Here is a 26,878-nt window from a genome sequence, read left to right as displayed (position 1 = left end):
AATTGCCCGTAAAAAGCCAAAGTTCTGATTCATGTGAACAACCCGCAGACCCTATCATCCATGCAGGGAAGTGCAGGCCCGCCGGCTGAGTTCGCATACGCCAAGAAACCTAGGACAAATAGCCTATGCGAAGGCAAGCCGGCCTCTCTCAGGCCTGGTGCTTGCCCCTGCTGTAGGAATGCACCTCGTCCACTAGAATACCGACGGATTCCGGCGGCGTGAAACGGGAAATGCCGTGCCCGAGATTGAATACGTGCCCCCCGGGCCCCACGACGCCGAAATCGTCGATGACACGCCTGGCCTGCTGGCGTATGGCCGTCTCGCCGCCGAACAGCACATTGGGATCCAGGTTGCCCTGCAGCGCCACACGGTCGCCCGTGCGCCGCCGCGCCTGGGACAGATTGGCGGTCCAATCCAGGCCGATGGCATCGCTGCCGCAGGCGGAGATATCTTCCAGCCACGGATTGCCGCCCTTGGTGAAGACGATGGACGGGATGGTATTGCCTTCATGCTCACGGATCAGGCCTTGCACGACCTTGCGCGTATAGGCCAGCGAGAACTCCTGGAACATGCCGTCGGCCAGCACCCCGCCCCAGCTGTCGAAAATCATGACGGCCTGAGCGCCGGCGCGGATCTGCGCGTTCAGGTACTGCACGGTGGCATCGGCATTGATCTGCAGGATGCGATGCAGCAGATCGGGACGGCCGTACAGCATGCTCTTGATCAGGCGGTAATCGCTGGAGCCCTGTCCTTCCACCATGTAGCAGCCGATGGTCCAGGGGCTGCCGGCGAAGCCGATCAGCGGCACCTTGCCGTCCAGTTCGCGCCGGATCAGGGAAACGGCGTCGAATACATATTGCAGTTCCCCCATGTCGGGCACCTGCAGGCGGTCGACATCGGCTTCCGTGCGTACCGGAGAGGCGAACTTGGGGCCTTCTCCCGCCAGGAAATCCAGCCCCAGGCCCATGGCATGCGGGACGGTGAGGATGTCGGAAAACAGGATGGCCGCGTCCAGATCGAAACGGCGCAAGGGCTGCAGCGTTACCTCGCAGGCATATTCCGGATTTTGCGCCAGCGCGAGAAAAGAACCGGCCTGGGCGCGCGTCTGGTTGTATTCGGGCAGATAGCGTCCCGCCTGGCGCATCAGCCAGAGAGGCGTGTAAGGAACAGGCTGCCTAAGCAGCGCGCGCAGGAATACGTCGTTTTTCAAAGTCGGGGCAGTCACGGCAGTCCTTCAAATGATGAACCTTTGATTTTAACCGCCTTGACTATGAAAGGGGCGCTCGAGCTCGCGGAATTGCGCCGCGTCAATTTCGTACTTGCGCACCAGCGCCCAGAACGCCCTGCGATGCTTGGCGGAGCACCGGGCCGCCTGGGCGATATTGCCTGCGCAGCGGCCCAGCATGGCGCTGAGATAGGCTTGCTCGAATCCGGCGACGATCTGCCCCTTGGCTTCCCTGAAGGACAGCTGAGAAGCCGCGCAGCGGTTCGCCGCCGCCACGGCAAAGGCCTTGAGATCGATGCCTTTGCGCTGCAGGCAGCTTTCCAGGACGGCGTCGTCTATCTGATCGATAAACTCCATCATGCCCGAGGGCTCACCGCCACCCGCCGTCCGAGGTTCGTCCAGCATGCCGGCGGGCTGCCTGCCGGGCGCAAGGGAATACAGCGGCTGGCCATGGGCCGCACCTTGCCGCATCTGGCCGAAGCGGATTTTTTCCAGTCGGGCCCGCAGCTCCTCCGGGCACCCCGGCGTACGGATGAAATCAGTCACCCCCATGCGTATCAGGTCGCACAAAGCAACCGCCTGCAGGTCCTGCGCCAGGATGATGACGGGAGTTTTCAGCACGCACCTGGCCCTGGAGAGGGAGATTCTGGCCCATGCGAGATTGGCGCTGGATACCGGCAGCAGGCACGCATCGTAGGCCTTCAGTATTCCCGCGAGCCTGCCCAGCGCGCGCGTGGCGTCCTCGGCCTGTGTATCGACGCCACCCTCCAGGCGCCTGACTTGCAGCCTGCCTTTCGCAAGGCTGCCTTCCCACTGGCCGGCCCAGGCCTCGCAGCCCGAAGGCATCAGTAACGCACAATCAAAGTTCTCCCGCATGGCTCTGCTCCCCCGTGAAAACGCAGCATACTGGCGACTGTTCTTTTGTCGTCGCAAAGCTTAACGGCATGCCACACGGGAAACAACGCCAAGAACTGCTAGGTCAATATGATCACAGTCAAGGGAATCGCAGTTTTTTTTTGGAGACTTTCCAGCGGCCGCCAGGCATGGTTTCTTACACATGCAAGGGTTTTGTTGTTGGATGCTCGCGTATTTTGAGTCAACAATGAATGCGCGCTGTTTTCGGAAGCAGCCGTTCATTCTGGAGGTTTACCATGCCAGCAAAATCCCAGGCCCAGCAAAAAGCCGCCGGTGCGGCATTGTCCGCCAAGCGAGGCGAAACCAAGGTCAGCAACCTGGAGGGGGCGGCCAAATCCATGTACGACTCCATGAGCGAAAAAGAACTCAGGGAATTGGCCAAAACCAAGCGGAAGACCAAGCCAAAATACAAACACTAGACACGCAGTAAGCGTGAGCGGCTCGAAGCCGCCCAAAATGTACGCCAGGAGCCGATGGCCAACAAAAAACCCGCAGAGCGGATGCGTGCGGGTTTGGATCGGCTTTGCTGAAGCCAGGACAGCTTGCGCTGTGGTGCGTCACTAGAAACTCAACTGGCCCGCCCGCTCGAACAACTCAGACAATGCGCGCTTGATGTCGCAACCGGGAACAACCGCGATGTCATGCATCTGGCTCGTGTCGATGAAATCGGTATGACCATGAGAACCATCAGTCAGTTGGGCCTGATGTTCCGCTGGCTGGTTGACGATGTCAGCGAACAGACCGTGGCAGTGCAAACTACCGTCAACAGCATCGCGCAGGGTAATCAAGACCTCAGCGCACGCACGGAACAGGCCGCTGCCAGCATTGAATCAACGGCAGCAGCCATGGAAGAAATGGTTGCAACGGTTCAGAACAACGCCGAAACAGCAGAAAAGGCCAATGACCTGTCGCACGCAGCTTCTCAGGCCGCTGTCCGGGGCGGCAAGGCCATGGCACAGGTCGTTGCCACCATGGAAGACATCTCCAGCGATTCGCGCCGCATCATGGACATCACAAGTGTGATCGACGAAATTGCCTTTCAAACCAATTTCCTGGCGCTCAACGCAGCCGTCGAAGCTGCGCGCGCCGGCTCTGAAGGCCGGGGCTTTGCAGTCGTAGCCAGCGAAGTCCGTGCGCTGGCCCAACGCAGCGCCGCCTCAGCACAAGAAATCAAGGCTCTGATCGAAACCAGCGCCCGTAAAATAGAAACCGGGTCAAAAGTGGTCGGCGAAGCCGGAGAAGTTATCAGCCAGATCGTCACGCAAGCGCAGCAAGTGTCGGGCCTGATCGCAGAAATCAGCACCGCCACACGCGAGCAAAGTGACGGAATAGGCCAGATTGGCAGCGTCGTAGCGCGCATGGACCACATCACCCAACAAAATACGGAAATGGTCAGACAAAGCGCCGCCTCATCGGCGGCCCTCGACTGGCAGGCCAGGCAACTGGTCGACGCGGTACGCGTATTCAGATAGCGCTGCAGGTTGGCGCAGGCAATCGAGAACCTCGACGAAGTCAGTTTAATTACATCCACTGCAGCCCATTGTTGGACCACAGGCCCAGGGCAAGCACAATCCATAAACGTTGACAAGAAATCGGTGCTGGCTATCGGGCTATGCCAATTTCAGTCTTGGACTTTCAACCGGAGCGTTGCATGAGCTATATCCTTCAAGTCGATTTTCCTTATTCCGGCCCCTGGGGCGATGAAATGACCCAGGCGATGGAAGACCTGGCTCGTTCTATCGCCGAAGAACCCGGCCTTATCTGGAAGATATGGACTGCAAACGAAACCACCGGTGAAGCCGGCGGCATCTACCTTTTCCAGGACCGCCCGAGCGCAGATGCGTACCTGGCGATGCACACGGCACGGCTCCAAAGCTTCGGTGTGCCGCAGGTGAACGGCAAGATATTTGAAGTACAGAAAGCCCTGACAAAGATAGATCGTGGCCCGATTTCTTAGACGACAGAAATAAAGGCGTCGTCCTAATCTTGCGGATGATTCCACTAACAGATATTAAAAATTCAGCGGGGTGTGGGGCTGGCTCTACCGCCCTCGCCTGCTGCGTCGGCGCACACTGCCACCTGATTTCTGCCCGCATGCTTGGCCGCGTACAGCGCAGTATCGGCATTTTCCAGCAAACGATGGCCGCTGTCCGCGCTGTCGTGCGGCGGCTGCATGCAGGCCACGCCCACACTCATGGTGACGACGCCGCCCAACGGGGACGCCTGGTTTTCGATCCCCTCGCGTTGCAATGCCTGACAGAGTTTCTCGGCAAGTTGACGGGCTTCGGGCAGGCGGGTGTTGGGCAGCAGCGCGACAAACTCCTCGCCGCCGTATCGAAAAACCATATCTTTAGAGCGCTGAATATTGAACTGAAGCACCTGAGCCACGCGCTGCAAGCAGCCGTCGCCCACCAAGTGTCCGTAACAATCGTTGTAGCCTTTGAAGAAGTCGATGTCCATGATGAGCGCAGCGATGGGTAGGCCGTCGCGCACTGCACGCCCCCATTCCCGCTCGAGCAGTTCATCCAGCGCACGGCGATTGGCCAGGCCCGTCAGGCTGTCATTGCGCACCTGTTGCTCCAGCATATGCCGGTAGTTTTCCAGCTCTTGCTTCAACGCCTGTTCGCGCCGCCGGGTCAACCACATCCAGTAAATGATGAAAGCCAGAATGCTCAGAAAAGAGCCACCGATCAGCAGGCCAAAATACAGCCCTTCCCGACGCCGGTCCTGGGCAAACGCCTCGGCGACCGTCATTTTGGAAACCAGCAACCAGGGCGAATCAGGCACCACACTGCTAGCCGCCAGCACAGCCTGCCCCTGGTAGTCCTGGCCATAGGCCACACCGCGAATGCCCCGCACGGCCTGCACTTCTACCATTTCGTGCTGCGTCAGCGCAGCAAAATGCCCCACGCCCTGTGCGGTGGTGTCATGGCGCAGCGGATTAATGTGCAGGATTTCATCGCCCTGCGGCATCAAGAGCACGGACTCTGCGGTGGCCCGCCCGCCCCGCACTGTTTCCAGCAAGGGGAACAAGGTATCGCGCAGATCCACCACCATCCACAAAGCGCCCAGAGACTGCATACCATCATACAAAGGGGCAATCACCCCCATATAGGGGTAGGCAAAGTGACCATCGGCGGAAGGCTCTACCACCACCGCCTGCGCACTTCGCAGCGCCTCTTGGAAGGCCTGCATTTCACGCGCGGGTAACTCACCGGCCATCATATTGCCGGTGACCAGGCGCACCTGCCCTTGCGGGCCTGCCAAAATGATCTTGGTAAGCCGCCCCCTCTCCACCAGCACACGCATGCGCGCTTCCAGGTCGGCCTGGGCGGTAGCATCGGCCTCGCGCAGCCAGGTGGCTGCGGCGCGTGCGAACAGCGTATCGTCGGTCATGGCGGCAGCGCCGGTCACCAAGCGGTCGCGCCAACCAGACAGGTTGCGCACGGTGAGGTCGCTGGTGTTTTTGAGATCTGTTTCCACCTGGTGGCGGTAGCGGACTTCGCGTTCTTCGTACACCTTCCAGCCACCCCAGGCCGTCAGCGCCAACAGCAATAGCAGAAATGCCAGCATGAGGAAAAGATACCGAGGCTTGTTTTCTTTCATCTTTTCCATATTGCGAAAAATCGCGAAATTCTACTGAGTCATTCGGGAGCGCTCGCAACGGCAGCAGTACGCCCAATTCTGCAAAGCACGCGGCGCGATGACTTGTTCAGAGGAGTCTTAGACTTCAAACCGAATTTTTCATCGGCTTGATCAGATGATACTGAATATGATAATTGAAAATATAATAAGAAATCCCTCTGACTCTCTGACACCTGCGCATGGTCAACGTCACCTCTCCCATTAGCCTTGAACGCCGTCGCTGCCTCCAGCAACTGGGCGCTGCGGGTCTGCTGGCTCTGGGCCATTGGGGCAACCTCGCTACAGCTTCGAATATCCAGCGCAACGCTGTCTCTTTCAATATTTCTCAGGAACCAGTCAGCCTGGACCCCACCACGAATGCAGCCTCCGCTGCGGGCCAGGTGACGCTCTACAATATTTTGGAAAGCCTCGTCAAAATTGACGAGAGCGGCGCGCTCCACCCCTTGCTGGCCACTGCCTGGAACAACCAGGACAACAACCCGCAGCACTATCTGTTCGAACTGCGCCAGGGCGTGTACTTTCACGACGGCGCGCCGTTTGACGCCAGCTGCGTGATCTTCAGTTTTGAACGCGCCAGGGCTGCCGGCACACAAAATAAAGCCCATCGGGTTTTCGAGAACATCGCCCACATGCAGGCCGAAGGCCCATACCGCCTGCGACTCACATTGCGCGACCCTGACCCACACTTTCTGTTCCGCCTGGGCGAGGCCACAGCCGTCATCCTGCACCCCGACACCGCCGGCCAAGCCGCCACACACCCAATAGGCACAGGCCCATATGAGTTTGTTCACTGGCAAAAGGGCAACAGCATCGCCCTACGGAAAGCCGGCACCTACCGCGCCCCGCAAGACATAGCCATTGTCAACGCATCCTTTCACTTTATTCACGACCTGCCGACACAGATCCGCGCACTCGAAACGGGCGAAGTCGATGTGTTCATCAACTTCATCACCCAGGATCTGCACCGCTTTCACAGCAACCCACGCTATCAGATGCTGCTGGGTACCACCAGCGGCAAAGGGCTGCTGGCGCTCAACCACCGCCACCCGCTATTGGGCGATGCGCGCGTGCGTAAGGCTCTGACGCATGCCATCGACAGGCAGGCTTTCATCAGCCAGGTGCTTCAGGGCAAAGGAACGGTCATTGGCTCCCACTTCGCCCCTTCTGACCCTGGTTTTTTGAATCTGGCCAACCTGTATGCCTACAACCCCGAACGCGCCCGCGAACTGCTGCACGAAGCAGGCGTGCGCCAGCCCGTGGAATTGCGCCTGAGCACGTTGCCCGTACCCTACGCACGCGAAGGCGCACCCTTCATTGCCCACTATCTGGAGCAGATCGGCGTTCGCGTCAAGATAGAAACCGTATCATGGGCGCACTGGATGCAGCACACGTTCAAGGGCGATTTCGACATGTCCCTGATCACGCACGTCGAGCCGCTGGACCACATGATCTACGCCGACCCGGACTATTACTTCGGCTACGACAGCCCTGCCTTCCGTGACCTGGCCACCCGCCACGCCACCAGTCGCGTCCCCCGCGAACGGCAGTTACTGTACGCCCAGTTGCAGCGCTACCTGACCGACGATGCCGTCAATGTGTGGTTATTTTCCTCACAAATCAGCACGGTGGCGCGCAAGGGGCTGCAAGGGCTGTGGATGAACTACCCCATCTACACGCACGATATTTCCGCCTTGCGTTGGGCATGATTTACGCCATAGCCGCTTCGCTCTAAGCCAGCTCCGCCCGGACAATTTCCGCACCAGCCGCAAGCGCCTGAAGTTTGCCTCTTGCCACCGCACGAGACAAGGGTGCCATGCCGCAGTTAGTGCAGGGATACAGCTTGTCAGCATCCACAAACTGAAGCGCTTTTCGTAGGGTGGCCGCCACTTCTTCAGGCGTTTCAATGCTGTTGGTCGCCACGTCGATGGCACCTACCATCACCTTTTTCCCGCGTATAAGTTCAATTAAATCAATCGGCACATGCGAGTTATGACATTCGAGCGAAATAATGTCGATATTGGACTTCTGCAGTTTCGGGAACGATTCTTCGTACTGACGCCATTCCGACCCAAGCGTCTTTTTCCAGTCAGTGTTGGCCTTGATGCCGTAGCCATAGCAAATATGCACGGCAGTCTCGCATTGCAGCCCTTCAATCGTAAGCATCCGCCGAACACACATTGAATCCTCGGCTCTCGCATAAGAGCATACGTGTCCATTATATTTCTTGGTGGACACGTGAACACTATTGCTAAGAGCTCTTCCGGGCGCCGCCGGCGCCGGACCTTCGATCCCGCTTTCAAAGCTGAGCTTGTGGCAGCCTGCCAGTATCCCGGCGTCTCGGTGGCCGCCATTGCACTGGAGCACGGCCTGAACGCTAATCTGCTGCGTCGTTGGGTGACGGAACACGAGCGCTACGGATATCACGGGGGCGACGCGGTCGCAGCCCCCTCTACTGCCCAGGATCAGCCGATGCCCTCTGCTGTATTGCCGCCTCCCTTCGTTCCTGTCAGCTTGGCTGCGGCGCCGCCAAGCAGCGACGCCATCAGTCTGAGCCTGACCCGTGGCAGCACGACCGTGCGGGTCACCTGGCCGGTGAGTGCTGCGGCGCATTGCACCGAACTGCTGCGGGAGTGGTTGCGGTGATTCGCATTGATCAGGTCTGGCTCGCGGTGGAGCCGGTGGATATGCGTAGCGGCATGGATCGGCTGCTGACGCGCGTGGTAGAAGTTTTTGGGGCCTCACAGCCACATCACGCCTACGTGTTTGCCAACCGCCGTGGCACACGGTTGAAGGCGCTGGTGTGCGACGGCTTTGGCATTTGGCTGGCCGCACGGCGTTTGCATCAGGGCAGTATCCACTGGCCCCGGCCGGGTGACACACAGATTGCACTCACCGCCGAACAGGCCCGCGCCCTGGTCATTGGCCTGCCCTGGCAGCGCCTGGGCGAGCACGCGTCTATCACGCTGTTGTGACGCGGATTTGCAATCCGTAGCAGTGCGAATGGTGCGCTGCACACAGGCATGAGATCATGGAGATCATGTCTGTGAAGTCTGTTGCCCACCCTGATCAACTTGATGCCGACGCCCTGCGGGCGTTGGCCCAGCAGTTGATGGGTGAGCTGGATGAGACCCGCCAAGTGGTGGCCAAGCAAGCCCACGACATTCACTTCAAAGGCACCCACATCCGCAAGCTCACGCACGAGATCGCGGTGCTGCGTCGCTATCGCTTCGGCAAGAAGAGTGAGCAGCTTGGCGGCGAACAGGGGCTGTTGCTGGAAGATGCGGTCGATGCTGACATCGCGGCCATCGCGCAGGAGCTCATCAACCTGGGCGGCCCGCAGCCGAAGCAGAAGACCGTCTCTCAGCCCAAGCGCCAGGCGCTGCCGCCGGAACTGCCCCGCGTCCAGATACACCACGAACCGCATTCCACCACCTGCCCCTGCGGCTGCCAGATGCAGCGCATCGGGGAAGCCATCACCGAAAAGCTGGACTACATCCCCGGTGTGTTCAGTGTTGAGCAGCACATCCGGGGCAAGTGGGCCTGCCGCCAGTGTGAGACCCTGACCCAGGCACCGATGCCCGCTCAGGTCATCGACAAGGGCATCGCCACATCAGGGCTGTTGACCCATGTGCTGGTGGCGAAGTATGCAGACCATCTACCGCTCTATCGCCAGGAGCAGATCTACGCGCGAGCGGGGGTAAAGATCCCACGCTCCACCTTGGCAGAATGGGTGGGAGTGTGCGGGGTGCGCTTGCAGCCGCTGGTCGATGCGCTGCGGGAAGTCATCCTGAATGCGCCGGTGGTGCACGCGGATGAAACGCCGGTGCAGGTCCTGCAACCGGGGAGCAAGAAAACCCATCGCGCCTATCTCTGGGCCTATGCCCCAGGCGCCTTCCAGGATCTGAAGGCGGTCGTTTACGACTTTACCGAAGGGCGCTCAGGCGCTCACGCCCGAGCCTTCCTCGGCGACTGGCGTGGTGTGCTGGTTTGCGATGATTACTCGGGCTACAAAGCCGGCTTCGCGCAAGGCATTGCCGAAGCCGGCTGCATGGCGCACGCTCGGCGCAAGTTCTACGAACTGCATAAGTCGGGCAAGAGCCAGATCGCTGAGCAGGCGCTGAAAACCATCGGCCAACTCTATGAGATCGAAGCCCTGAGTGCAGGCATGTCTCCTGACGAACGGCAGCGATTACGAGAGCAACAGGCGCGGCCCATTGCTGAAGCCTTGCATGCCTGGATGACGGCACATCGCATAAAGGTGCCCGAGGGCACTGACATCGCCCGTGTCCTCGATTACAGCCTGAAGCGTTGGGCGGCGTTGACGCGCTACCTGGATGATGGCCGCTTGCCCATCGACAACAACCACATCGAGAACCAGATCCGACCGATTGCCCTGGGCAGGAAGAACTGGCTGTTTGCAGGCTCCCTGCGGGCGGGCCGCCGCGCGGCTGCCGCCATGAGCCTGATCCAGTCGGCGAAGATGAATGGGCATGACCCGTATGCTTATCTGAAGGACGTGCTCACACGCCTGCCCACGCATCCGAATAGCCGGATAGAGGAATTGCTACCGCATCGGTGGCGGCCTGACACGGCGTAGTGAACGCCGTTAACCTAAAGCCCAAACACTGACGGCCGCTACTGCGGCCGTTCGTCAATGTGTGTTCCCCGTTCGTTTACCACGCCGTGGCGCTTCCAGTGATTATTTTGGGGTCGACCCAGGAGATTTCAAGAGCTTGACTGTCCGCGTTGTAACCACAACCCGCACTCAATTTGCTCCAGGCAAACGCCTCTGGAATGGAAAATCCGCTCGGAATCTTCGATTCCGGTCAGCAAGGAAACCAACCAGCTTTTGAAGAAACAAGAAGATGGAATATGTAGCCTGCGCGATCTGTCGACCGTGTTCTCCGATCATCTGGTAGTTTGGGCCGATGCGCTGTTGCCCTGACGCGTAATGCTACAAAAAAAATACAAGTCCGGCCAGTGCGCCGGTGAAATTGCCACTATCCTGACCCGGAGTGTAAGTGTGGGGTTTTAAGTTACACCAACTTGCCAATCGTCGGTCGGGCGAATAAGTAACCTTACATATAGCGAACGCCCAAGTCGCTCAACAAATCGCATTCGGCCTGGGTTTCGATTCCCTCGGCTATTATCAGGATGTCAAGTTTCTCGGCCATCAGTACGACGCCCGCCACAATGGCTTGCCGCGCCACATTGCTGTCAATGTCGCGGGTCAGCTCCATATCAAGCTTGAGCACGTGTGGCTGGAATCGGGCCAATAAGTTCAAGCCTGAATATCCGGCGCCGAAATCATCAATTGCTGTCGTGAATCCGTGTCGATGGTATTCCTCGAAAATATTTACGAGGTGTGCCGGGTCGTCCAGCTGTTCGCCTTCGGTTACTTCGAACATGAGCCTTTCCAGCGGAAATTCGCACTGGCGGGCAGCTTTCAATGTGGCCTGTATGCAGGCTGCGGGCTGGTAGACGGCGTTAGGCAGAAAGTTGATGGTCAGTTTGCAGTCCGGCAAATCCTGCAACCCAAGGCTGCTGGCCAGTTCTATGGCCTTGATGCGGCATGATTGGTCGAATTGATATCGGTTGCCGTCGTTGACCAGGGCGAGGACTGTCGCGGCGGATTCGCCTTGCAGCCCTCGAACCAGTGCTTCATATGCGTACGGCCGCCCGGTGTGAAGATCCAGGATGGGCTGAAACGCCATTGTGAAATCAAAATTCAGGCCATGTCCATCCCGGCATGCCGTGCATTTAGAAGCCGATGAAGGGTGGTCAGTTGAAGTAATGAACATTGGTTGATGCTATGTGTAGATTGGTTGACGTGCATCACTGCCGAGGGTGTTTCATTCGTGAGTGGCGCTTTTCAATTTGATTTTTACTGTTCTCTTTCCGCCTGACTTTGCGCTATATAACGCCTTGTCGGCCCGAGCCATGGCAGAGTTCAAGCCTTCGCCAAACAATAACGCAGTTACTCCGGCGCTTGATCCAAACTGGATTGGATTGTTCTTTTTAATTTCAAGCTCAAAACTTCCAGCAACGATTTTCTGGGCCACCTGGTGCGCATCTTCAAGTAGTGTATCCGGCAGCAGGATGACAAATTCATCACCCCCAAGGCGAGCCACGAAATCATCCCGGCGAAGATTCGACAATAGTAAGGTCGCAAACATTCTAAGTAATTCGTCGCCGGCAAGGTGACCGTAAGTGTCATTCACCTGTTTGAATTCATCCAGATCCAGCAACACAAGCGAATGGCCGCGCGCCGATGGCCTGATTGACAGGCTGCGGAACTTTTCTTCCAGGGCGGCTCGATTAGGCAGGCCGGTCAGCACATCGCGGTGCGCCAGGCGCAATAGCCGTTCCGTTTGCTTGCGCTGCACGGTGATGTCGCGTTCGATCGCACCGAAGTAACGTACTTTGCCAGCCTCATCAGGCAATGGCACGATATGCAGGTGCAACCAATAAGGGGTGCCGTCCTTGTGATAGTTCAGAACCTCTTCGTGGCATTCGCGCTGTTGCTGTAGTGCTAGCAGAGGTGGCGGCGGAAATTCAGACAGTCCGATAAGTGGAGAGCTCTGGGCCTGATCCGGCGATAATGCCGGTAAAGGAACCAGAGAGATGACCAAGAGAACGAGACGAACACACTCAGCGGCGTTCAAGGCCAAGGTGGCCTTGGCGGCGGTCAAGGGGGATCGCACCCTGGCCGAACTGGCTCAGCAATTTGATGTGCATCCGAACCAGATCACGGAATGGAAGCGGCAGTTGCAGGAGAAGGCGGCGGACGTATTCGGGTCGGCAGGACAGAGCAACAACGAGCCGCCGGCCGATCTGAAGGTGCTACATGCCAAGATCGGCCAGCTCACGCTGGAGAATGATTTTTTAGAAAGCGCGCTCACCAAGGCGGGATTGCTGAGCGCAAAGCGATGATAGACCGTACGCATGCACTGCCGGTGTCACGCCAGGCCAAATTGGTGGGGATTGCTCGATCGAGCGTGTATTATCAGGCCCGGCCTGTCAACGATAGAGATCTGATGTTGATGCGCCGGATCGACGAGCTGCATCTGGAGTTTCCGTTTGCCAGGGCCCGCATGCTGGCGCGGCTACTGCGCCGTGAGGGCCATGAGGTCGGCCGACGACACGTGGGCACCCTGATGAAACGCATGGGCGTTAAGGCGCTGTATTGCAAGCCCAACACGAGCCGGCGCAACGTCCAGCACAAAGTTTGGCCGTACCTGCTGCGCGATATGCGGATCGATCGGGCCAATCAGGTGTGGGCGCTGGACACGACCTATATCCCGATGGCTCGGGGCTTTGTGTATCTGACCGCAGTCGTAGACTGGGCCAGTCGCAAGGTTCTGGCTCATCGGGTGGCCATCACGCTGGAGGCGGTGCATGCCGTTGACGCCTTGGAAGAAGCCTTTACCCGCTACGGGTTGCCTGATATCGTCAATACCGATCAGGGCAGCCAATTCACAGCCAGCGCCTTCGCTGAAGCAGTACAAAGCCGAGGCATCCGGTTATCCATGGATGGCAAGGGAAGCTGGCGCGACAACGTGTTTGTCGAACGGGTATGGCGCAGCATCAAGTACGAGGAGGTGTATCTGAAGGCCTACGAATCGGTCAGCCAGGCCAGGCAGTCCATCGGGGCGTATATCCAGTTGTACAACCAGAGGCGCCCTCACTCCAGTTTGGCCGATCAGACCCCCGATGAGGCATACTTCGCGACGCTGCCTGCGATTAAAACGGCAGCATGATGTGCCCGGAGCGTTCCACTTAAAATCTCAAAATACTGTCCAAACAACCGGAGCCACCTCTCTTTGCCCCACTGCTTCTTCGAACGTATAGCCGGAGATGCCGGTAAATGCCTTATTTACATAAACAATTTTCGGGCCTGGAGCATCTAGGGGGTCAATCTCGGTAACAATGACCATATCATCAATACTTTCCAACAAGGTATATAGAAAGCTGGCTGACATGGTTTGGGGACGGGGCATTTAGAGGAACCTTACAATAAAAGCAATGGAACCTGCGATCATACCGATCCACATGCAAGATGAAATATATGTTATACGAAGTATGACAGAAAATCCATCCACCCTCCTTTTGGCGTATGTTTCGGACGTTTTTAACCAGCGCGGTTGGCGAGGGAATGGGGGTGGGTTCTTTTGTGGGTTCAGTCTTTCAATATCCCGTAGCGCGCCAAGGTTACCTTGCGCGCGCAGCCGTGATCGACGATGGGCATAGGGTAGCTGACGCCCAGCGTTATCCCGGCGTGGACTAGCGCAGTTGGCTGAGCCAGCCACGGAGCATGGATATCTTTGCTGGAAAGAGCCGCGAGCTCGGGAACGTAGCGTCGAATGACGTGGCCCTGTGCATCGAATTTGCGCGATTGTGTGATGGGATTGAATATTCGAAAGTAAGGCTGCGCATCACAGCCTGTGGATGCGGCCCATTGCCAACCCCCATTATTGGCCGAGAGGTCAAAGTCGTTCAGTTGCCGGGCGAAGTACTGTTCGCCCCTGCGCCAGTCTATACCCAGGTCTTTGGTCAGGAAGCTTGCAACGACCATCCTGAGTCGATTATGCATATAGCCGGTCTGGTTCAACTGGCGCATGGCAGCGTCCACGATGGGATAGCCTGTGATGCCGTCGCACCAGGCCCGAAAAAGCTTGTCAGCTTCGGGGCCGCATTCCCATGAAATGGAATCATATTCAGGGCGAAATGCTTGTCCAGCGACATGGGGAAAGTGATGCAGAATCATGAAATAGAAATCACGCCATATCAGTTCGCTTAACCAGGTCGCCGCACCGACGCTGCCTGCTTGCATGGCGGGATAGGCTTCGCGGGCCAGGGCGCGAATTGAAATGGTGCCGAAGCGCAAATGCACGGACAGATAGCTCGGCCCTTTAACGGCGGGGAAATCCCGGCGTTCGTGATAGAGATCCATGCGTGGCAGGAAATCAGCAAGCAAACCCTGAGCGCCGCGACTGCCGGTAGCTACGGGAATCGGATGCGCTGGATGGCCGAAGCCAATATCATTAAGGGAGGGGCGTTGCGTCAGCTGGGCTGGCGGCGGCGCCAACGTGCCTGATGGCGGCTGATTGATAAACGGTTCAATATGCGTCGGGCGCAGTGCCTTGAGCCAGGCGTTTTTGTAAGCCGTAAACACCTTATAAGGTTCGCCTTGCCCATTAAGAATTTCGTCCATTTCGAAGATGGCTTGATCTTTGCACTGGAGGAAATGACGCTGTTCCAGCTTGAGCGCGGCAGCCACCCGCTGGTCGCGCGATTTTGCTTCAGGCTCGTAGTCGCGGCCAGCGAAGACGGCGTCTGCATTCAGGCTTCGCGCCAAATCGGGTATTGCCTTATGCGCAGCCTCATGGCGAACGATCAGCCCACCGCCGGCCGCCCGCAGCTCAGCATCAAGTTCGGTGATGCAGTCGTCAATAAAAGCGACGCGCCGGTCATCCGCAGGAAGTGTCGACAGAATGTCGGTATCAAAGACAAAAACACAAAAAAGCCTGCGACATTCGCGTAACGCCTGTACCAGGGTGGCATTGTCCTCAAGGCGCAAGTCACGCCGAAACCACATCAGGCCGCGTTCGAATTTGGGCATGGCGCTGGTTCCCGGGGCAAAGCTACTGTAAGCCTTCAAAGCAGACCTTCAGCATATGTTGCACGATGGCATCGTCATCCAGCTTGCTATAGAGCTGAAGATATTCGACTGACGGGTCGCAGGTTCTGGCATAGAAAGAGAACAGGATCACGTCATCGGGCAGGCTGGTGCTGAGCTCACCCTTGGCTTTGCCTTGCCCAACGATTTTCTTGAGCCGATTATGCAGCTTGAGTACGCGTGTGACATACCTCAAGTTGCGTGTAAGCATCTTGCGTACATGAGGACTGGTTGAGGGAAGAAACGGCAAGCCGCCGGTCAGCCGCACCCTTAGTGCCCACTCCAGCAATGCCTTTAGTTGCTCGCGTGGCGTTGCCTCTTTTGGCAAATCATCAAGACGCTCCAGCGCTCCATTCATCAGCCGAATCATGGCTTCGCAAACCAGATCTTCCTTGGACTTGAAATGCTTGTATAAGCTGGGCTTGGAGATACCGACCTCGATGGCGATGTCGTCCATCGTCATCAGATCAAAACCCTTGACGCCCAGGGTTTTCGCGGTGGCGTCAAGAATTGCGTCTTCGCGCATCTTAAAAGCCTTGTCTTTGAAGCTGGATCGATTTAGAATACTCATTCGTAAATATAAATACTAACTAGTAGCGGTTTTTACATGGAAGTAGATTTAATCTTATCACTGATTGCTGAGAATGCGCACAATGTTTACTGCTCGCACAGATATTCCTAGGGTTTGCATCGCGCCACCACCGTGCCGCCGTCGCCACCCACATCAAAGCGGTATGCCGACCGTCAGGGTGCTTCATGTCTAGCGCCCCCGTTTATGGCGCGCGTGTCGCCGTGGTGGGTGCGGGCATCAGTGGCCTGGCCAGCGCTTACTTGCTGGCCAGGCGTTACGACGTCACCTTGTTCGAAGCCGCCGACTATCCCGGTGGGCATACCAATACGGTGGATGTGACCCTGGACGGCGTGACGCATCCCGTCGATACCGGCTTTCTGGTTCTCAATGACCGCACCTATCCGAATCTCATCAAGCTGTTCGAAGAGCTGAACGTAGCGACACATCCCAGTGACATGAGCTTTTCCGTGTCGCTCGATGATGGCCGGCTTGAATGGGCGGGCAGTGATCTGAACACGGTGTTTGCGCAGCGGCGCAACATTTTTTCGCCGAGCTTTATTGGCATGTTGCGCGATATCGTGCGTTTCAATAGTTCGGCGCAGCGCCATCTTGATATGGCAGAGACCACGGGCTGCTCTTTGAACGAGCTCTTGTTGCAGGGCGGTTATGGCATCACTTTCAGGAACAACTATCTGCTTCCCATGTCGTCGGCTATCTGGTCTAGCGCCGCCGCCGATATCCTGAACTTCCCGGCCGCAACTTTTCTTCGTTTCTGCGTAAATCACGGGCTGTTGCAAGTGCGCAATCGTCCTCAATGGAGAACCGTGGTCGGCGGTGGCCGTGAATACGTGGGACGCATGATTCGCCAGATTCCCGGCCTGCGCCTGAACTCCCGGGTGCTCGGGATTTCTCGCAACGCAGGCAGCGTTTCCATATTGACCGCGTCGGGCGCAGAGCAATTCGATGCTGTCATCATGGCTACGCACGCTCCTGACTCGCTGCGCATGCTGGCAAATCCCGATAGGCGCGAGCAAGCCATACTCGGCGCCGTGCGCTATCAAAAAAATACGGCGGTGCTTCATACCGATGCTTCTCTTTTGCCTCGCCGTCGCCGCGTATGGTCCGCCTGGAACTACCTGGGCGCAAATGCGGCGGGCGCCAGCCGTCCTGTTTGTGTTAGCTATCTGCTTAATCAGCTCCAGCCCTTGCCGTTCAGCACGCCACTGGTGGTAACCCTGAACCCCATCGAGCCGCCCGCGCCGGAGAAGCTGCTGTCTTCCTTCGAGTATGCGCATCCCATTCTTGACCTGCATGCCATTGCGGCACAGACGCAGCTTTCCTCGCTGCAGGGGTTGAACGGCACCTGGCATGTCGGTGCCTGGACGGGTTATGGTTTTCACGAAGACGGCCTGAAATCAGCGCTTCGCATCGCCAAAAGTTTTGGCGTTTCTCCGGAATGGGCCAAGTTATGAGCACCTTTGGTTCCACTTCAGACACACTAAGTCCCCCCTTGTTGCTGGTTGAGCGGGTTATGCATGAACGGCTGCGGCCTGCGCACAACCGTTTTGTTTACCCGGTGTTCTGCGTACGGCTCAATCTTGATCGGCTGAAAGATCTTGATCGATGGTGGTTTGGTGTAGATCGCCGTTGCTTGATGGGCATCCGTACGCGCGACTATGGGGCATGCGACGGATCTGATCTGGCCGTCTGGATGCGTCGGCATCTTGCCGAAGCGGGCGTGCAGGCCGATGGCGAGATCTGGCTGCAGACCTTTCCCCGCGTCTTCGGCTACGTCTTCAATCCGGTAAGTTTCTGGTATTGCCATGACAGCGCAGGCGGATTGCGAGCGCTATTGGCTGAGGTAACCAGTACCTTCGGAGAGCGGCACAGTTATCTGCTGACTGGGCCAGAAGGCCAGGCCATCACCAGCAGCACCACGCTCGAATGCCGGAAGCAATTGCATGTATCGCCTTTTTGTCGCGTAGAAGGCCGATATCAGTTTCGCGTAAGGGACACGGCAGACACTTCATTCGTGGGCATTGATTATTTTGATAGCGCTGGTCTGGTGTTGCGTACATCAATTGGTGGGCGCAAGAGCGTGCTCAACCGCCAATCGGCTACGCAAGCCTTGATGAGACAGCCTTTCATGACCTTTTCAATCATTGCGCGAATTTATTGGCAGGCAATGCGTCTTTGGCTGGCTGACGTTCCATTTTTTCCAAAACCTCAAGTTTCGAACGCGGCATCACCCACCGTTACTTCCGAAAACGCAATAACAGAAAAGAAACCATGACATCCTACTTTGCGTCTGACTCCGCCATAGAGCGTGTGCCCACGTATGCCCAGCTATTTTTTTCGCTGCTCGAGCGCGTCCGGGTCGGACATCTGACTCTGGTAATGCCATCAGGCGAGAGGCGAATATTCGGCAACTCCATGTCGCTGCCTGGGGCCGTGCTGACCATCCATGATTGGCGTGCTTGCTCGCGGATACTTAAGAGCGGTGACATCGGTTTTGCAGATGCCTATCAGGCTGGCTGGCTGGACACCCCGGATTTGACAGACCTGCTGCGCTTTGCTTTGTGCAATGAAGCGGTGCTTCCCGAGGCGGTGTGGGGCAAATGGATTTCGCGCCTGTGGTACGCCTTGTTGCATCGCTTGCGCGTGAACAGCCGGGCGGGAAGCAAACGCAATATCCATGCCCATTACGATATCGGCAACGCGTTTTATAAACAGTGGCTCGATCCCGGGATGAGTTATTCCAGCGCGCTGTTTGCGGGAGAGGCGGCAAAGAGCCTCGAACAGGCCCAGACTGACAAGTACGAGCATATCGTGCAGTCTTTGGCATTGCGGCCGGGTATGCAGGTGCTGGAAATAGGCTGTGGCTGGGGAGGGTTTGCCTTGCATGCCGCCCGTCAGGGAATACGAGTGCATGCCGTGACGATTTCTGAAGCTCAGTACGAATTGGCGCGGCAACGCATCCTGGATGAAGGGCTCACTGAGGTCGTCCGGGTAGAGCTTTGCGATTATCGTGATCTGCATGGCCAGTACGACGCCGTGGTCTCTATAGAAATGTTCGAAGCGGTAGGCGAAAAATTCTGGCCGGAGTTTGGCCGCATCTTGCACGAACGGCTCAAGCCCGGAGCACAGGCACTGCTTCAATCCATCACCATCGACGAAGCGCGATTCGAGCATTATCGCCGCAGCAGCGACTTCATCAGGCAGGCCATTTTCCCTGGCGGCATGCTGCCTAGCCCGGAGCGACTGCTCGGGGTAGGGCGCAAGGCTGGTCTTGAGGGTGACATTACGCTGCGCTTCGGCCTGGATTACGCCGAAACCCTCAGGCGCTGGCGACAGGCATTCGAGAAGAATCTGGCAGAAGTTCGCAGGCTGGGATTCGACGATGCTTTTGTGCGTGTCTGGCGGCTCTACCTTGCTTATTGCGAGGCAGGGTTTGAAGAGCAGCGCACGGACGTTGTGCAATTTGTATTTACCAGGCCCAGCTAACATGCGCGGCGGCCTGATTGCACTCGCCCTGTTTTTCTTCAGCGGCCATGCATGGTCGGACTGGCGACCAGCGCTGCCGGATGCACAGCTTTGCGGGCAGGGCGAGCTTCGAGTGTTTGGCTTTGATATTTATACTGCGCAATTGTGGGGTAGCTGCGATTCAGCCCCCTTTGACGCGCCGTTTGCATTGCAACTGACCTACCATCGCACTATCGCGCGCAGCAAGATTGTTGACAGCAGCCTGGATGAAATGATGCGTCTGGCGTCCAGTCCTTTGTCCAGTGCCACGCTGGCGCATTGGCGCGACCTGATGCAGACGGCCTTTGTTGATGTAAAGTCGGGCGACACGCTTACTGGAGTTTATCTACCCGGCGAAGGCGCGAGGTTCTATGCCGGCACCCGGCTCACGGCGGATATCGACGACGTTCAGTTTGCACGTGCCTTTTTTGAAATCTGGCTGCATGCGGAGACACGGGCGCCAGGCCTGCGCAACGATTTGCTGAGGGCAAGGCCATGAGCCGACGCGCAGCTTCGTTCGCGGCATATGGACTGCTTGGCATGCCGCTGGCCATGGCAGCCTTGCCTGTCTACATTCAGGTACCCATTTACTACACCAGCCAGCTTGGGCTGTCGCTGTCGCTGACAGGGTTTGTGCTATTTGCCGCCAGGATTGTCGATACGGTCCAGGACCCCTGGATAGGTCTGTGGGTGGACCGTCTTGCGCGTCGATCCCGCCTTGGCCGTGCGCTGTGGGTGGCATGTCTGGTGCTTATTATTGCCTTTGCCGGATTGTGGCTGGCGCCAGTATCCGGTCCGCTGCTGGCTGCATGGCTGGCGTTTGCTCTGATCATTGTCTATACCGCTCACAGCGTGCTGAACATCGCCTATCTGGCTTGGGGTGCCCGGTTGGCGCCCGATACCGTTGGGTTGACCAAAGCTGCGGGCTGGCGTGAGGCCTTCGGCCTGGCCGGGGTTGTGCTTGCGAGCACGCTTCCAGCCTGGCTGGTCAATGCCGCAGACAGGAGTTCTCAACAAAGCATGGGTGCCTACTCCATCGCGTTCGCGCTCCTGCTGGCGCTGGGCGTTACTGCCTTGCTCCATCGGGCGCCGCCGTGGCTTCATGCTCAACTGGCGGAAAATAGCGCTTCATGGCGCGTCTGCCTGGCTAACCAGCCGGTCAGGCGCCTGTTGCCTCCTTATTTTCTGAACGCTTTGTCGGTATCCGTTCCGGCCACACTTGCGCTTTTCTTTATTGCCGATGTGCTCGTGGAACCGCACTGGTCGGGCTATTTTCTGGGCACGTATTTTCTGGCCGGCGCGGCAGGCATGCCGGTATGGATGAAACTGGCAACGCGCCTGGGCCCGGCTCGCGCATGGCGACTGGGCATGATTCTGGCAATCATCACTTTTGTGTGGGCTGCCACGCTGGGGCCTGGTGATCGCTACCCTTATCTTGCCATTTGTGTATTGGCAGGCCTTTCACTTGGCGCCGACCTGGTGTTGCCTCCGGTTTTGCTGGCCCGCCTGATACCCGATCGCCAAGCGCCAGCGGCCTACTACGGTTTATGGAGCCTGCTCGGGAAGCTCGCGCTGGCTTTATCGGGTCTTGCTCTGCCCTGGCTGGCCATTCTGGATTACCAGCCCGGCGAGATCGGCAGCGGCGGGCATGCCTTGGCCTGGACCTACGGTGGGTTGCCATGTTTTTTGAAGTTGCTGGCCTTGTGGCGCTTGCGTAATTTTCACGATTCAAATGGAGAACAAACCACATGAAAAGACTGCTTATGCTGGGAAGTGTGCTGGCACTTACTGCCTGCGCCATGCCCGATGTCTCCCGCTACGCCCAGGAGGAACCCAAGCTCGATGTCACCCAGTATTTCCAGGGCAAGACCGAAGCATGGGGCATGTTTCAAAAACGCAATGGCGAGGTCGTCAAGCGCTTTCACATAAAGATGGAGGGCCATAACCAGGATGACAAGTTCATTCTAAAAGAGCATTTCTTCTATACCGATGGAACGAGTCAGGAGCGTGTATGGACTTTTACGCCGCAGACGGATGGCTCACTGCACGGCAGCGCTGATGATGTGGTGGGCGTAGCCATAGGCAAGGGGGCCGGCAATGCTTTTCGCATGCGCTACACGCTTAAGTTGCCGGTTGGCGATTCCGTCTACAACGTCAAGTTTGATGATTGGCTCTTCAGGGTGGATGAGAAGACCGTCGTGAACAGGGCGAGCGTGACGAAGTTTGGTTTCGAAGTTGGGCAGGTTACCGTGTTTTTTCGCCGTGACCAATAATTGGTTGCATGCATAACGAGGCTATCATGTTTCTGAAGGCGCTTAATCCTCGCTGGTCACACTGGCAGGGGAAACGAGTATGGCTGGTTGGTGCCTCCAGCGGTATCGGCGCGGCGGTTGCCCGTGACCTGCTGCAGCAGGGAGCGCGTGTCGCCTTGAGCGCACGCAGGCAAGATGCGCTTCTCGCTGTTGCTGCCAATTCGGCGTTGGCCAGCGTGCTGCCCATGGATGTCACGGATCCTGCCGCCTGGAGGGTCGTGCACGATCGATTGATTCAAGAGTGGGGCGGGCTGGATCTGATCGTTTTTTGTGCCGCGCAGTATGAGCAGATACGTCCATGGGAACTGCAGTCAGACAAGGTTCGAGGAACAATTGAAACCAATCTTTCCAGCGTTTATTACGGGCTTGAAGTGATCCTGCCTGGCCTGATCGCTCGAGGCAATGGTTCGATTGCGTTGATCGCCAGTGTGGCTGGCTACCTGGGGCTGCCCAATGCCACCGTGTACGGGCCGACCAAGGCTGCACTCATCAACTTGGCGGAACTGCTTTATGCAGAGCTGCACCCAAAGGGCCTGGGTGTCTATTTGGTGAACCCCGGTTTTGTGAAAACCAAGCTGACCGCCAATAACAAGTTTCCTATGCCCGCCATGATTTCCGCGAACGAGGCTGCCAGGCAGATAATCGATGGTATCGAGAAGGGACAGTTTGAGATTCATTTTCCGAAACGATTTACACGGCTGCTCAAGGTAATTGAACTGTTGCCATATCGTCTGCGGCTGACTGCGCTGGGGCAGATGATGAAGCAGTGATGACGTGCGATCTTCTCGTTGTATCGGATAAGGCACTGCCATGCGCTTAGAGCTATTAATCAAATCAGGTAGATGACAATGCATCAATACAAATCGTTGGTCGTTTTTCTTGCCTTGACCGGGGCAACGGCATTGATAGGAAGCCAGTTCCTGCCAGGCCCTTGGTATGCGTCGTTAAACAAACCATTTTTCAACCCGCCGAACTGGATTTTCGCGCCTGTGTGGACCGTTCTGTATGTGATGATGGCGGTTGCCGCCTGGCGCATATGGACACGAGTCGGGAGGATCGACAGCGCTCTTGCTTTATGGGCAATACAGCTAGTTTTGAACGGACTATGGTCCTGGATTTTCTTTGGCTTGCACCGCTCCGGCCTGGCGCTGATCGATATCGGTATCCTGCTCGTCATGATCGCGATAGTGACTATGCTTTTTATGCGTCGCGACCGGCTGGCAGGCTATTTGATGTTGCCCTATCTGGCATGGGTGGCCTTTGCTTCGGTGCTCAATTTTTCTCTCTGGCTATTGAATTGACGGTGCTTCGTCCCGTGATCTATGCCTCAATAATAGTATTGCTGTCGTTGGCGGCACTGGCCGTGTTTTCCCCGCAGAGGCTTGTGAACATGCTTGCTTGGGCTGACGTAAAAAGCAAGGTGGTGAAAAACCTGTCTTATGGCAACGAAATGCGCCAAAAGCTTGATATCTATATTCCTGCGCAATCGGAGTCGGCGCCCAATGTGGTCGTATTCCTCTACGGGGGAAACTGGAACAGCGGGTCGCGTGGGCAGTATGGCTTTGTAGGTAAAGCGCTGGCTTCACGAGGCATCATGGCCGTAGTGGCCGATTACCGCCTGTCTCCTGAGGTAGCATATCCCGTCTTCATTGAGGATACAGCCCAAGCGGTATCAGTGGACACTGAAACACATAGGCGAATATGGGGGTAACGTCGGCAACGTTTTTGGGCTCTTCATCATTAACGGGGGACAGCGACATTCATTAGACTTGTTTTTGCGAAGAAACATGTTTAATGGAGTGAATGCCGATGTCCCCACTAGATTCTATCTTAGGATTAAAAGGCTTAGTGATTGAGCGCGTAGAACGGCGCCGCGATATTCACGTCTGGGCCAGACCGGCCAATCGCCCGGTCTGCGTGCATTGCCAACAGGGGTCGGTGCGCATTAAGGCGACGCACCAACGCACCCTGAAGCACACCCGCCAGGGCAACCAACTGATGGTGCCGGGACAAGCGAAGAGCAGGAAATATCAAGGTAAACAGTTAGATTCTTGGACGCCGGGGTGGGTCAGTTTTACTCCGACGATTCCGACGAAAGTGGGTCAGTTTTCAACCGGCGTTGACACCTATGATCCGATTACCACGCTTCCCGTCTGGAAACTGAAAACGAACCATCCACTGCTTCTGACCGCTTGGCTGCACAACCAGGAACAAGCCGCGCCCAGAAGCCAACGTGTAAACCGCATTCCTGGGCTTCGCCCTGCGAGCCGCAAGATCAGTGAGTTGTGGAGGGATTTTTGGCATGTCGGGTCTCTAAGTGGGCCATTCTATGGTATGTAATTTTTAACATACCAAAACGCATACCAAAAAACGCGGGATTTACTGAACCCCCATGAGACGCCCTGAACGCAAAAAACCCGCACAAACCTAATGTCCATGCGGGTTTCTGGTACTTCTCAAGCTGTTATGAAACAACCTGATTTTTAACTGTGGTGCCGTCGACGAGACTCGAACTCGTACAGCTTTCGCCACTACCCCCTCAAGATAGCGTGTCTACCAATTCCACCACGACGGCCTTTTAGCAAGAGGAATATTCTAGCATGATTTCCACTGTTATCGCTCCTCAATCGTTAGCGCTGCAATTGTTGACATCGATTATGGCGAGGCGTAATGTTTGTCATTCGCATTTCATGGCTTCCTTGCTTGTATATAACCAAAAGAATAAAAAAACATGAATCGATGACCTATGACGACTTCCACTTTCCCCCGCAGCCACGACTACTGCCTTGGGCCATTGCCAGACATCGCCGCCGCCAGTTTCGACATGCCGCCCAAGGCTTGCGATACCCACGCCCATGTCATTGGAGACGGCGTCACCCATCCTTACGTCGATAGCCGCAGCTATACGCCTCCCCCCGCCCCGGAAGAGGCGTACCTGGCGATGCTTGCCAGCTGCGGCTGCGAGCGCGGAGTGCTCGTCCAGGTCAGCGTACATGGAACGGACAACAGCTATATGCTGTCTGTTCTGCAGCATCACCCGGATACGCTGCGCGGCGTTGCCGTCGTCGATGAATCCATCAGCGACGGCGAACTGCAGCAAATGCATCGGCAGGGCGTACGCGGCATCCGTTTCAATGTTCTTTTTGGCGGCGGCGTGGGACTGGACTCCCTGGAATCACTGGCCCCGCGCATAGCGGAGCTAGGATGGCACATCCAGCTTCTGATGGATATCCGGCACCTTCCTGAGTTGGCTCCCCGCCTGCGACAGTTGCCGGTCCCATGCGTTTTCGATCACATGGGGCACATGCCGGTTTCCGAAGGCATCGATCATCCCGGCTTCCAGACGCTTTTGCACGGCGTCAGGGAGTATGGCTGGTGGAGCAAGCTATCCGGCGCCTATCGGATCAGCGACCAGTTCGATTACTACGACGACGTCACCCTCTGGGCCCAGGCCCTGATCGCCGCCGCGCCGGACCGCATGGTGTGGGGCAGCGACTGGCCCCATGTCGCCATCGACCGGATGCCCGACACCGGCGTGCTTCGCAACCTGCTGCTGAAATGGGCTCCCTCCCCCGAAACGCGCCACAGGATTCTGGTAGAGAACCCGCAACGCCTGTACGACTTCCCACCAAGCAATTGAAAAAGCAAACGTTACATCCTCTTTCGGAGATATGGCATGAGCTGGTACGGTGAATTGGACAAAAGCGGCAAACGCACGTTCCACGCCTCTTTCCTGGGCTGGACCATAGATGCGCTTGACTACATGGTATTCACATTCGTCATCTCCACCCTGATCTCCCTCTGGGGCATCGATCGCGGCCAGGCCGGAATGCTGGGCACCATCACCTTGCTGTTCTCGGCCATCGGCGGCTGGGCGGCCGGCATCCTCGCAGACAAATACGGGCGCGTGAGAATACTGCAGATCACGATCATCTGGTTTTCCACCTGCACCGTGGCCATTGGCTTCACACAGAATTTCGAGCAGATCTTCGTGCTGCGCGCGCTGCAGGGGCTAGGCTTCGGCGGCGAGTGGGCTGTGGGATCGGTGCTCATGGGCGAAATCATCAAGGGCAAGAACCGGGCGCGCGCCGTCGGTACGGTGCAAAGCGGATGGGCGGTCGGCTGGGGATGCGCCGCGCTGCTCTATACACTCGCCTTCACTATCTTCCCCGAGGAATGGGCCTGGCGCACGCTGTTCTGGTTCGGCGCCCTGCCTGCCTTGCTGGTGCTGTATATCCGCAAGCATGTTCCGGAACCCGAAGTATTCAAACAATCGCAAGCGCGCCACGCCGCCGGAGCCCCACGGATATCGCCATGGATGATTTTCTCTCCGGCGCTGCTGAAGACCACACTGCTGGCCGCCCTGCTCTGCACAGGCATCCAGGGCGGCTATTATGCGGTCACCACTTGGCTGCCCACCTACCTGAAAGTGGAGCGAGAGCTGTCGGTCCTGAATACCGGCGGTTATCTGCTGGTGATCATCCTGGGATCCTTCTGCGGCTATATTGCAGGCGCCCATATGGCGGACAGGATCGGACGCCGGATGAATTTCATCATCTTTTCCGTGCTGTCCATTCTTTGCGTATACACCTATACGCAAATCCCGCTTAGCAACACTCAGATGCTGTTTCTGGGCTTTCCCCTGGGATTTGCAGCTTCGGGCATTTTCGGCGGCCTGGGCGCCTTCCTGACCGAGCTCTTTCCATCGGAAATCAGGGCCAACGGACAAGGCTTCGCCTACAACTTCGGCAGGGGCATCGGGGCGCTGTTTCCCACCTTGGTCGGATACCTCAGCCAAAGCATGGGCCTGGCGATGGCGATCGGCGTGTTCGCCGGCGGCGCTTATGCCGTCGTGTTCCTTGCCACTCTCCTTCTTCCGGAAACCAAAGGCCAGGATCTGAAGAACCTGCAGGACGGCTGAGCCAAGCACCCAGGCGCAGTCCAGCGTACACTGCGGCATGGCAGGCGCATCCACTTCATCGCCGCCGCCCCGCCAGAGGAGACCACGT

General features: G+C 57.3%; 27 protein-coding genes, 1 tRNA gene and 2 pseudogenes. 20 read left to right on the top strand and 10 right to left on the bottom strand.

The window, feature by feature from the left end; genetic code table 11:
* Positions 1 to 148 precede the first annotated feature (148 nt).
* On the bottom strand, positions 149 to 1,225 hold the full coding sequence (gene hemE, locus EV686_RS09490; protein WP_132476226.1) for a uroporphyrinogen decarboxylase: 1,077 nt from the start codon (positions 1,223 to 1,225) through the stop codon (positions 149 to 151).
* A 30-nt stretch (positions 1,226 to 1,255) separates the two neighbouring features.
* Positions 1,256 to 2,101 (bottom strand): hypothetical protein, encoded by an 846-nt coding sequence (locus EV686_RS09485; protein ID WP_132476223.1) that lies wholly within the window; start codon positions 2,099 to 2,101, stop codon positions 1,256 to 1,258.
* Positions 2,102 to 2,376: 275 nt separating this feature from the next.
* Here EV686_RS09485 and EV686_RS09480 point away from each other — a divergent pair, with 275 nt between their 5' ends.
* The 3 genes and pseudogenes from EV686_RS09480 (at position 2,377) to EV686_RS09470 (ending at position 4,097) form a co-directional block, all read left to right on the top strand.
* Positions 2,377 to 2,559 (top strand): DUF3008 family protein, encoded by a 183-nt coding sequence (locus EV686_RS09480; RefSeq protein ID WP_132476902.1) that lies wholly within the window; start codon positions 2,377 to 2,379, stop codon positions 2,557 to 2,559.
* A gap of 120 nt (positions 2,560 to 2,679) precedes the next feature.
* Positions 2,680 to 3,612: pseudogene (locus tag EV686_RS09475) on the top strand (methyl-accepting chemotaxis protein); the annotation flags it as partial.
* Between the two features lie 179 nt (positions 3,613 to 3,791).
* The gene (locus EV686_RS09470) at positions 3,792 to 4,097 is read left to right on the top strand and encodes a monooxygenase (RefSeq protein WP_132476217.1); all 306 of its coding nucleotides are present in this window, start codon (positions 3,792 to 3,794) and stop codon (positions 4,095 to 4,097) included.
* Between the two features lie 62 nt (positions 4,098 to 4,159).
* Here EV686_RS09470 and EV686_RS09465 read toward each other — a convergent pair whose 3' ends face one another.
* Positions 4,160 to 5,755: a GGDEF domain-containing protein gene (locus tag EV686_RS09465; protein ID WP_132476214.1), complete on the bottom strand. Its 1,596-nt coding sequence runs from the start codon at positions 5,753 to 5,755 to the stop codon at positions 4,160 to 4,162.
* A gap of 209 nt (positions 5,756 to 5,964) precedes the next feature.
* Between EV686_RS09465 and EV686_RS09460 the strand changes: the two genes are divergently transcribed.
* Complete coding sequence (locus EV686_RS09460) at positions 5,965 to 7,491, top strand: ABC transporter substrate-binding protein (protein ID WP_132476211.1); 1,527 nt, start codon at positions 5,965 to 5,967, stop codon at positions 7,489 to 7,491.
* Between the two features lie 22 nt (positions 7,492 to 7,513).
* Here EV686_RS09460 and EV686_RS09455 read toward each other — a convergent pair.
* Positions 7,514 to 7,939 (bottom strand): annotated as a pseudogene (locus EV686_RS09455) (uroporphyrinogen decarboxylase/cobalamine-independent methonine synthase family protein); the annotation flags it as partial.
* Between the two features lie 81 nt (positions 7,940 to 8,020).
* Between EV686_RS09455 and tnpA the strand changes: the two are divergent.
* The 3 genes from tnpA (at position 8,021) to tnpC (ending at position 10,382) form a co-directional block, all read left to right on the top strand.
* Positions 8,021 to 8,428: an IS66-like element accessory protein TnpA gene (gene tnpA, locus EV686_RS09450; RefSeq protein ID WP_132476208.1), complete on the top strand. Its 408-nt coding sequence runs from the start codon at positions 8,021 to 8,023 to the stop codon at positions 8,426 to 8,428.
* The gene (gene tnpB / locus EV686_RS09445) at positions 8,425 to 8,757 is read left to right on the top strand and encodes an IS66 family insertion sequence element accessory protein TnpB (RefSeq protein ID WP_132476205.1); all 333 of its coding nucleotides are present in this window, start codon (positions 8,425 to 8,427) and stop codon (positions 8,755 to 8,757) included. Before tnpA ends, tnpB begins: the two co-directional genes overlap by 4 nt.
* A gap of 65 nt (positions 8,758 to 8,822) precedes the next feature.
* Complete coding sequence (gene tnpC / locus EV686_RS09440) at positions 8,823 to 10,382, top strand: IS66 family transposase (protein ID WP_377748311.1); 1,560 nt, start codon at positions 8,823 to 8,825, stop codon at positions 10,380 to 10,382.
* A gap of 481 nt (positions 10,383 to 10,863) precedes the next feature.
* Here the strand turns inward: tnpC and EV686_RS09435 are convergent, their stop codons facing one another.
* Positions 10,864 to 11,586 (bottom strand): EAL domain-containing protein, encoded by a 723-nt coding sequence (locus tag EV686_RS09435; RefSeq protein ID WP_132476202.1) that lies wholly within the window; start codon positions 11,584 to 11,586, stop codon positions 10,864 to 10,866.
* 51 nt (positions 11,587 to 11,637) lie between these two features.
* Positions 11,638 to 12,417 carry a GGDEF domain-containing protein gene (locus EV686_RS09430; RefSeq protein ID WP_165972563.1) on the bottom strand — a complete coding sequence of 260 codons (780 nt, stop codon included), beginning with the start codon at positions 12,415 to 12,417 and terminating at the stop codon, positions 11,638 to 11,640.
* On the opposite strand from EV686_RS09430, the gene EV686_RS09425 reads away from it, so the two are divergent.
* A protein-coding gene (locus tag EV686_RS09425; protein WP_377748161.1) for an IS3 family transposase occupies positions 12,410 to 13,545 on the top strand; the annotation gives its coding sequence in 2 pieces (ribosomal slippage) (positions 12,410 to 12,674 and positions 12,674 to 13,545; 1,137 coding nt in all). The two genes, EV686_RS09430 and EV686_RS09425, sit on opposite strands and share 8 nt — an antisense overlap.
* A 27-nt stretch (positions 13,546 to 13,572) precedes the next feature.
* Here the strand turns inward: EV686_RS09425 and EV686_RS09420 are convergent.
* The 3 genes from EV686_RS09420 to EV686_RS09410 form a co-directional block, all read right to left on the bottom strand.
* Positions 13,573 to 13,785, bottom strand: coding sequence for a PAS domain-containing protein (locus EV686_RS09420; RefSeq protein WP_132476193.1), 213 nt, complete (start codon positions 13,783 to 13,785; stop codon positions 13,573 to 13,575).
* 179 nt (positions 13,786 to 13,964) lie between these two features.
* Positions 13,965 to 15,407 carry a cryptochrome/photolyase family protein gene (locus tag EV686_RS09415; protein ID WP_132476190.1) on the bottom strand — a complete coding sequence of 481 codons (1,443 nt, stop codon included), beginning with the start codon at positions 15,405 to 15,407 and terminating at the stop codon, positions 13,965 to 13,967.
* Between the two features lie 22 nt (positions 15,408 to 15,429).
* The gene (locus EV686_RS09410) at positions 15,430 to 16,035 is read right to left on the bottom strand and encodes a TetR/AcrR family transcriptional regulator (protein WP_132476187.1); all 606 of its coding nucleotides are present in this window, start codon (positions 16,033 to 16,035) and stop codon (positions 15,430 to 15,432) included.
* A gap of 185 nt (positions 16,036 to 16,220) precedes the next feature.
* Here EV686_RS09410 and EV686_RS09405 point away from each other — a divergent pair, with 185 nt between their 5' ends.
* The 10 genes from EV686_RS09405 (at position 16,221) to EV686_RS19115 (ending at position 24,209) form a co-directional block, all read left to right on the top strand.
* Positions 16,221 to 17,507, top strand: a complete 1,287-nt coding sequence (locus EV686_RS09405; protein ID WP_132476184.1) for an NAD(P)/FAD-dependent oxidoreductase — start codon at positions 16,221 to 16,223, stop codon at positions 17,505 to 17,507.
* A gap of 59 nt (positions 17,508 to 17,566) precedes the next feature.
* Entirely contained in the window at positions 17,567 to 18,328 is a 762-nt protein-coding gene (locus EV686_RS09400) for a DUF1365 domain-containing protein (RefSeq protein WP_132476898.1), read from the top strand.
* Positions 18,325 to 19,539: an SAM-dependent methyltransferase gene (locus tag EV686_RS09395; RefSeq protein WP_132476181.1), complete on the top strand. Its 1,215-nt coding sequence runs from the start codon at positions 18,325 to 18,327 to the stop codon at positions 19,537 to 19,539. The genes EV686_RS09400 and EV686_RS09395 overlap by 4 nt, the downstream gene beginning before the upstream one ends.
* A 1-nt stretch (position 19,540) precedes the next feature.
* The gene (locus EV686_RS09390; RefSeq protein WP_132476178.1) at positions 19,541 to 20,056 is read left to right on the top strand and encodes a chalcone isomerase family protein; all 516 of its coding nucleotides are present in this window, start codon (positions 19,541 to 19,543) and stop codon (positions 20,054 to 20,056) included.
* Positions 20,053 to 21,309, top strand: a complete 1,257-nt coding sequence (locus EV686_RS09385) for an MFS transporter (RefSeq protein WP_132476175.1) — start codon at positions 20,053 to 20,055, stop codon at positions 21,307 to 21,309. The genes EV686_RS09390 and EV686_RS09385 overlap by 4 nt, the downstream gene beginning before the upstream one ends.
* Positions 21,306 to 21,830 (top strand): DUF3833 domain-containing protein, encoded by a 525-nt coding sequence (locus EV686_RS09380; RefSeq protein WP_132476172.1) that lies wholly within the window; start codon positions 21,306 to 21,308, stop codon positions 21,828 to 21,830. The genes EV686_RS09385 and EV686_RS09380 overlap by 4 nt, the downstream gene beginning before the upstream one ends.
* 26 nt (positions 21,831 to 21,856) lie before the next feature.
* Positions 21,857 to 22,639: an SDR family NAD(P)-dependent oxidoreductase gene (locus EV686_RS09375; protein ID WP_132476169.1), complete on the top strand. Its 783-nt coding sequence runs from the start codon at positions 21,857 to 21,859 to the stop codon at positions 22,637 to 22,639.
* 78 nt (positions 22,640 to 22,717) lie between these two features.
* A complete protein-coding gene (locus EV686_RS09370) occupies positions 22,718 to 23,170 on the top strand; it encodes a TspO/MBR family protein (protein WP_132476166.1) in 453 nt (150 codons plus the stop codon).
* A gap of 2 nt (positions 23,171 to 23,172) precedes the next feature.
* The gene (locus EV686_RS09365) at positions 23,173 to 23,580 is read left to right on the top strand and encodes an alpha/beta hydrolase (RefSeq protein ID WP_243650853.1); all 408 of its coding nucleotides are present in this window, start codon (positions 23,173 to 23,175) and stop codon (positions 23,578 to 23,580) included.
* A 98-nt stretch (positions 23,581 to 23,678) separates the two neighbouring features.
* Positions 23,679 to 24,209, top strand: a complete 531-nt coding sequence (locus EV686_RS19115; RefSeq protein ID WP_165972560.1) for a hypothetical protein — start codon at positions 23,679 to 23,681, stop codon at positions 24,207 to 24,209.
* A gap of 150 nt (positions 24,210 to 24,359) precedes the next feature.
* On the opposite strand, the gene EV686_RS09355 is transcribed toward EV686_RS19115, so the two are convergent.
* A tRNA-Leu gene (locus EV686_RS09355) sits at positions 24,360 to 24,444 on the bottom strand.
* A 171-nt stretch (positions 24,445 to 24,615) separates the two neighbouring features.
* On the opposite strand from EV686_RS09355, the gene EV686_RS09350 reads away from it, so the two are divergent.
* Together EV686_RS09350 and EV686_RS09345 are read left to right on the top strand one after the other, a co-directional pair.
* A complete protein-coding gene (locus EV686_RS09350) occupies positions 24,616 to 25,509 on the top strand; it encodes an amidohydrolase family protein (protein ID WP_132476163.1) in 894 nt (297 codons plus the stop codon).
* 36 nt (positions 25,510 to 25,545) lie between these two features.
* A complete protein-coding gene (locus EV686_RS09345; protein ID WP_132476160.1) occupies positions 25,546 to 26,790 on the top strand; it encodes an MFS transporter in 1,245 nt (414 codons plus the stop codon).
* The last annotated feature ends 88 nt before the right edge of the window (positions 26,791 to 26,878 follow it).

Origin of the sequence: Paracandidimonas soli (genome assembly GCF_004342005.1) — a bacterium.
GTDB classification, from domain to species: domain Bacteria; phylum Pseudomonadota; class Gammaproteobacteria; order Burkholderiales; family Burkholderiaceae_B; genus Paracandidimonas; species Paracandidimonas soli.
The sequence above is the reverse complement of the archived record's forward strand: the minus strand, read 5'-3'. Positions and strand labels throughout refer to the sequence as shown.